This window comes from Pararhodobacter sp. (genome assembly GCF_034676075.1).
Taxonomy (GTDB): domain Bacteria; phylum Pseudomonadota; class Alphaproteobacteria; order Rhodobacterales; family Rhodobacteraceae; genus Pararhodobacter.
Genome location: NZ_JAUCCQ010000173.1, coordinates 1 through 6,132, shown reverse-complemented (window position 1 = coordinate 6,132; position 6,132 = coordinate 1). Strand labels below are relative to the sequence as shown.

Sequence of the window (6,132 nt, the reverse complement as noted above, 5' to 3'; positions counted from 1 at the left end):
GCGGGAGGTCCTGAACGCCTCGCCCCCGCTGATCGCCCCCGGCGCCCAGGTCGCCCCCCGCCTCACCCGCGGCCGCCCCCCGCCGCCGCTTGTGGCGCAATGACGGGAGGGTGAGGGGAAAGCCGGATCTCTGGGAGGGACGCGGCGGCCGTGGGACCTGTCCGGTTCGCTGATGCGTCCCATGTTCGTGCCTCGTCAGCCGTGGCGCCTCCCGAACCCGCGCTAGGCCGGGCATGACAAGGGCGCATCCGCTGTCGGTGCGGGTCAGTCTCTCGGCATGTGCAGCGGGAAGGGAGAAAACGGCAGAGGGCTCACGGGGGCTGCGGCCTTGTCCGCACCGATCGCCCCTGGTCCCTTGTTCCGGGCCCCCGACAATTAGAGGGCGGGCACCACCCCGTCCCGCGCAATGGGGCCGGAGAAGGCAGAACCTCTGGCTCTCTCCGCCGCCGACACGGAACCGCCCGCGCCAACCACACACACCTCGCCTCAGCGCTGGGAGCCCAACGAATGCCGCAGCGACCGGCCCCAACGCTCACGCCCTTGCAACGCATCGCAGACGCCCTCCTCGGTGCCTCGGATTGCCATGGTCCCCTCGTCCCCGGCGGCGGCCTCGGCCTTGACGAAGCCCCTGCTCTGGAGGGTGGTGCGCCTCCCCCCGACACCAAGCGCCACCGCCCCAGCTGCCCACGCCCTGCCCCGCCACGGTTCGCCATGAGCCCACCAACAGCGCCGCCGGGCAACTCTCAGGGAACCCTTCGGAGCGGCGGCGGGACGCAAGCTTCGTCGCAGGCTCGGGTCGGCGAGCCACGGAATGCCCGATGCAATCGGGCATGAAGGCGGCGGCGGCAAACAAGGGCGACCACCTCAGCTACCACCTTCCTCTCTTCCCCTCTCGATGCGCCAGCCAACATCACCGTCCGGCATCCCTCATGGAACCCTTCGGAACGGTGGCAGGACGCAAGGCTCGGCGCAGGTTCGCGTCGGCAAGCCACAGAACGCTCCCTTCATTCACTGATGACGGCGGCGGCGCCTCCCAAGGGTAACCGTCCCAGACATCCACGGCCTGCCCTGCCCCGGCCGCCATGGGCGTGCCGCCTCACCCCCGGACATCCCAAGGAAGAAGTCCGGGAGCGGCAGCGGGATGCAGGCATCTTTGGGGAGACGGGTCGGGAGGGCCAGGGCGCCGACAGCGATCAGTCACGCTGCGCTCCGGTTGCGAGACCGAAATGACCCGGCGCTCATGACGGCGCTAAAGCCTGCCTCGGCCCCTTGCTGGAAGGGCATCCGCCGGAGGCAGAAGCGCCCGGTTCCCCCCGCCCCGGGAGAGCGGCGAGGTGATCGCTTCATCCCGTCGCTCGCCGGACAGGTGTGCCCGGATGTGACGGCCCACGGGGTCCCCGTCGCGCGACAGGCATACGTCTCCCGGCGGAACCCAGCCCGTCCGTTGGCCCGATCACCGCGCCGTTGTCGATCACCCCCGGCAAAACCGGCAACCGCTCTCGCTCCCCCCTCTCTTCCAAGACCGCCCCCCTTCCCCGGGAGTAACCCCGGCACGGAACTGCCGCACGGGCTCCGCCCCAGATCTCGGGCGGAGAATGCCTCGACGCCACGCGACGCAGCCCGCGGGGCGAAGCGGGCGGACCCGACCGCCGCCCCGTCCGATCGGCCCCGGCACCCCGGAACCAAGCGGCCCCCGTGCCACGCGCCGATGCGTCCCCCCTCGCGCCCCGTTGATCCCGGCCCGGTTTCTTGCCAGAAGCGCGCAAACGGACGGGGGAAGGCATGGACAAGGTTCTGATCGCCGGGGGCGGCATCGCGGGGCTCGCCACGGCACTGACGCTGCACCAGATCGGCGTGCCCTGCGTGGTCCTCGAATCGGTGCGGACGCTGAAGCCGCTGGGCGTGGGCATCAACCTGCAGCCCAATGCGGTGCGCGAACTCTATGACCTGGGCCTCGGCGCCGAGGCTCTGGACGAGGTCGGACTTCCCGCGCGCGAATGGGCGCTGGTCGGGCTCAATGGCAACGACATCTACAGCGAGCCGCGCGGCACGCTGGCGGGCTATCACTGGCCGCAATACGCCGTCCATCGCGGCTGCTTCCACATGATGCTCTATCGCACCGTGCTGGAGCGGCTGGGCGCGGAGGCGGTGAAACTCGGCGCGCGGGTCACCGGCTACCGACAGGATGCCAGCGGGGTCACGGCGATCCTCGAGGACGGGCGCGAGGAGCGGGGCCGCCTGCTGATCGGCGCCGACGGCATCCATTCGGCGATCCGTGCGCAGATGCACCCCGCGCAGCCGCCGATCCATTGGGGCGGCGCGGTGATGTGGCGCGGCGTGACGCGGGCGAAGCCGATCCGCACCGGGTCCAGCTTCGTCGGCCTCGGCACCCACCGGCACCGGATGGTGATCTATCCGATCTCGCACCCCGGCCCCGATGGGCTGGCGGATATCAACTGGATCGCCGAGGTGACCTGGGACGATCCCGGCGCCCATGCCGCGACCGGCTGGTTCCGGCAGGTCGAGATCGAGGATTTCGCCCATCATTTCGACGGCTGGACCTATGACTGGCTGGACGTGCCGGCGCTGATCCGGGGCGGATCGGTCGCCTATGAAAACCCGATGATCGACCGCGACCCGGTGCCGACCTGGCAGGACGGCCGCGTCCTGCTGCTCGGCGATGCGGCGCATGCGATGTATCCGACCGGCTCGAACGGCGCCAGCCAGGCGATCATCGACGCGCGCACGCTGGGCGCGGCGATGGTGGCGCAGGGCCCGACCGAGGCGGCGCTCGCGGCCTTTGACGCGCAGTTCTGCGGCCCGGTCTCGGCCTTGATCCTGCGGAACCGGGGGGCGGGGCCCTTCGGCCTGCTCAATCTGGTGGATGAACGCTGCGGCGGGGAATTCGACGATATCGACGCGGTGATCCCGGCCGAGGAACGCCTGGCCTTCATGGCGGGCTACAAGAAGGCCGCGGGCTTCGCGATCGAGACGCTGAACGCCGCGCCCCCCACCATCGCCCCCGGCAGCAAGGCCTGAGGGGGCAATCCCCCTCGCCTTTTGCCGCGCGTCTTGGCATTGAGGTGTTAGCGCAACCGGCGGGAGGGCGAGCGATGAAATGGGGCATTCTAGGCGCGGCCAAGATCGCGCGCGAGCATGTGGCACCGGCGATCCACCGGGCCTTTGGCCATGAGCTGGCGGCGCTGGCCACCGGCACGGCCGAGAAAGCGGCGCCCTTCCTCGGTTTGGCGCCGGGGCTCAGGGTGCATGACAGCTACGAGGCGCTGCTCGCCGATCCCGAGGTCGACGCGGTCTATATCCCGCTGCCCAACCATCTGCACATCGACTGGTCGCTGAAGGCGCTGGCCGCGGGCAAGCATGTGCTCTGCGAAAAGCCGGTTGCCTTGGCCGCGCCGCAGATCGACGCGCTGATCGCGGCGCGCGATGCCTCGGGCCTCGTCTGCGCCGAGGCCTTCATGGTCTGCCACCACCCGCAATGGCAGCGCGCGCGCCAGCTTCTGCAGGACGGCGCCATCGGGGAGCTTGCGCATGTCGAGGCGGATTTCAGCTTCAACAACCCCGACCTGTCGAACATCCGCAACCGGCCCGAGACCGGCGGCGGCGCACTGTACGACATCGGCGTCTATCCCTGCATCACCACCCGTTTCGCCACCGGGGCCGAGCCTGAGCGGATCGAGGCCCGGCTCAGGCTGGAGAACGGCGTCGATACCCATGCCCGCGTCTGGGCGGAATTCCCCGGATTCACGCTGGCCTTTCACGTCTCGACCAGGATGGCGCCGCATCAGCGCATCGCCTTCCACGGCACCGAGGGGGTGATGACGCTCACCGCGCCCTTCAATGCCGGTGTGGCGGGGGCGGCGCAGCTTGTCGTGACCCGCGGCTATGACGAGACGCGGATCGAGCGGTTCGAGCCGGTCGACCAGTACCGGCTGATGATCGAGGCTTTCGGCCGCAGCGCGCAGGAAGGCGCGGCTTTCGCCTGCCCGCTGGAATTCTCGCAGGGCAATGCGCGGATGATCGACGCGATCCTGGCGGCAGGACGCGGCTGAGCCGCCGATTTGCGTTTGGGAAAGCGCAGCGGGCGGGGTTAGGCTGGGTTTTCCTCAGGAAAGGACCCTGCCGATGCGCGCCCTGCTGCTGCCCTGCCTGCTTGCCTCGCTCTCGCTGCCCGCCCTCGCCCAGGACGGGCCGCGCGGCATCGCCTTCGTCCAGGCCCCCGAACAGAGTTCCGGCATGGCGACCGGCCGCACCCCGGACGAGGCCTTCGCCGCCGCCACCGCCCAATGCGTCGAGGGCGGCGCGCTGGCCGAGGATTGCCTGCGCACCAATTGGTGTTTCCCGTCGGGCTATTCCATCGATATTTTCGCCCAGCACCGCGAGGGTCCGCATTGGCACGAGGTGATCTGCGGCCTGCCCTCGCGCGAGGCGGGTGAACAGGTCGCTCATGCGCTGTGTGACAGCGCCGCGCGGCCCTATCTCATCGAATGTGCGCTGGTGCAGGTCTATGATCCGGATGGGGCAGCGCTGCTGTCCTATTGAGCACAAAATGAAGCCGCAATGTAACAAATCCTTGCTTTTCCGGCGCCGCACTGCAGAAATCGGCCAAAGTTTCTGACCAAAGCCCGGGGGAATCGGAGATGGCAGCCTTTAAGAAGATCCTCGTCGCCAATCGCGGCGAGATCGCCATCCGCATCATGCGTGCCGCCAACGAGCTCGGCAAGAAGACGGTCGCCGTCTATGCCGAGGAGGACAAGCTGGGGCTGCACCGGTTCAAGGCCGACGAAGCCTACCGGATCGGCGAGGGGCTGGGGCCGGTCGCGGCCTATCTGTCGATCCCGGAAATCATCCGCGTGGCGAAGAAGTCGGGCGCCGATGCGATCCACCCCGGCTATGGCCTCTTGTCCGAGAATCCGGCGCTGGTCGATGCCTGCGTCGAGGCCGGGATCACCTTCATCGGCCCCAAGGCCGAGACGATGCGAGCGCTCGGCGACAAGGCCAGCGCCCGGCGTGTGGCGATCAAGGCGGGCGTGCCGGTCATCCCGGCGACCGAGGTGCTGGGCGACGACATGGCGGCGGTCAAGCGCATGGCCGATGAGGTCGGCTATCCCCTGATGCTGAAGGCCTCGCACGGCGGCGGCGGCCGGGGCATGCGGCCGATCATGGGCCCCGAGGAGCTGGAAGCGAAGGTGCGCGAGGGCCGTCGCGAGGCCGAGGCGGCCTTCGGCAATGGCGAGGGCTATCTGGAAAAGATGATCCTGCGCGCCCGCCACGTCGAGGTGCAGCTGCTGGGTGACAGCTACGGCAATCTCTACCACCTCTACGAGCGCGACTGCACCGTGCAGCGCCGCAACCAGAAGGTCGTCGAACGCGCGCCCGCCCCCTATCTGACCGAGGCCCAACGCGCCGAGGTCTGCGCGCTGGCGCTGAAGATCGGCCAATCGGTCGGCTATCAATGCGCGGGGACGGTCGAGTTCCTGATGGATATGGATTCGGAGAAATTCTACTTCATCGAGGTGAACCCCCGCGTTCAGGTCGAACACACCGTCACCGAGGAAGTGACCGGCATCGACATCGTCAAGGCGCAAATCCGGGTCTCGGAGGGCGAGACGCTGGCCGAGGCCACCGGCACGCCCACGCAGGACGATGTGAAACTCTCGGGCCACGCGCTGCAATGCCGGATCACCACCGAAGACCCGCTCAACAATTTCATCCCGGATTACGGGCGGTTGACGGCCTATCGCTCGGCCACCGGGATGGGCATCCGCCTCGATGGCGGCACGGCCTATGCGGGCGGCGTCATCACCCGCTATTACGATTCGCTGCTGGTCAAGGTTACCGCCTGGGCGCCGACGCCGACCGAGGCCATCGCCCGCATGGACCGCGCTCTGCGCGAGTTCCGCATCCGCGGCGTCAGCACTAACATCGCCTTTGTCGAGAACCTGCTGAAGCACCCGGTCTTCCTCGCCGATCAGGCGACGACCAAGTTCATCGACACCACGCCGGAACTGTTCCACTTCGAGACCCGGCGCGACCGGGGCACCAAGGTGCTGACCTATCTGGCCGACATCACGGTGAACGGGCACCCCGAGACGGCAGGCCGCGCCAAGCCCG

General features: G+C 68.9%; 4 protein-coding genes. All 4 read left to right on the top strand.

All coding sequences use genetic code 11. The features are described from left to right. Positions 1-1,782: 1,782 nt before the first annotated feature. Positions 1,783-3,039: a flavin-dependent oxidoreductase gene (locus tag VDQ18_RS22325; protein WP_323023066.1), complete on the top strand. Its 1,257-nt coding sequence runs from the start codon at positions 1,783-1,785 to the stop codon at positions 3,037-3,039. A 74-nt stretch (positions 3,040-3,113) separates the two neighbouring features. Beyond that, entirely contained in the window at positions 3,114-4,070 is a 957-nt protein-coding gene (locus VDQ18_RS22320) for a Gfo/Idh/MocA family oxidoreductase (RefSeq protein WP_323023065.1), read from the top strand. A gap of 73 nt (positions 4,071-4,143) precedes the next feature. Then, positions 4,144-4,560 (top strand): hypothetical protein, encoded by a 417-nt coding sequence (locus VDQ18_RS22315; protein WP_323023064.1) that lies wholly within the window; start codon positions 4,144-4,146, stop codon positions 4,558-4,560. Positions 4,561-4,658: 98 nt separating this feature from the next. Then, positions 4,659-6,132: biotin carboxylase N-terminal domain-containing protein (locus tag VDQ18_RS22310; protein WP_323023063.1), on the top strand; the 1,474-nt coding region annotated here is incomplete at its 3' end.

Excerpts from the sequence above, each read along its gene's own strand:
- VDQ18_RS22315 (WP_323023064.1), top strand. The coding sequence starts at position 4,144 with ATGCGCGCCCTGCTGCTGCCCTGCCTGCTTGCCTCGCTCTCGCTGCCC.
- VDQ18_RS22325 (WP_323023066.1), top strand. The coding sequence starts at position 1,783 with ATGGACAAGGTTCTGATCGCCGGGGGCGGCATCGCGGGGCTCGCCACG.
- VDQ18_RS22320 (WP_323023065.1), top strand. The coding sequence starts at position 3,114 with ATGAAATGGGGCATTCTAGGCGCGGCCAAGATCGCGCGCGAGCATGTG.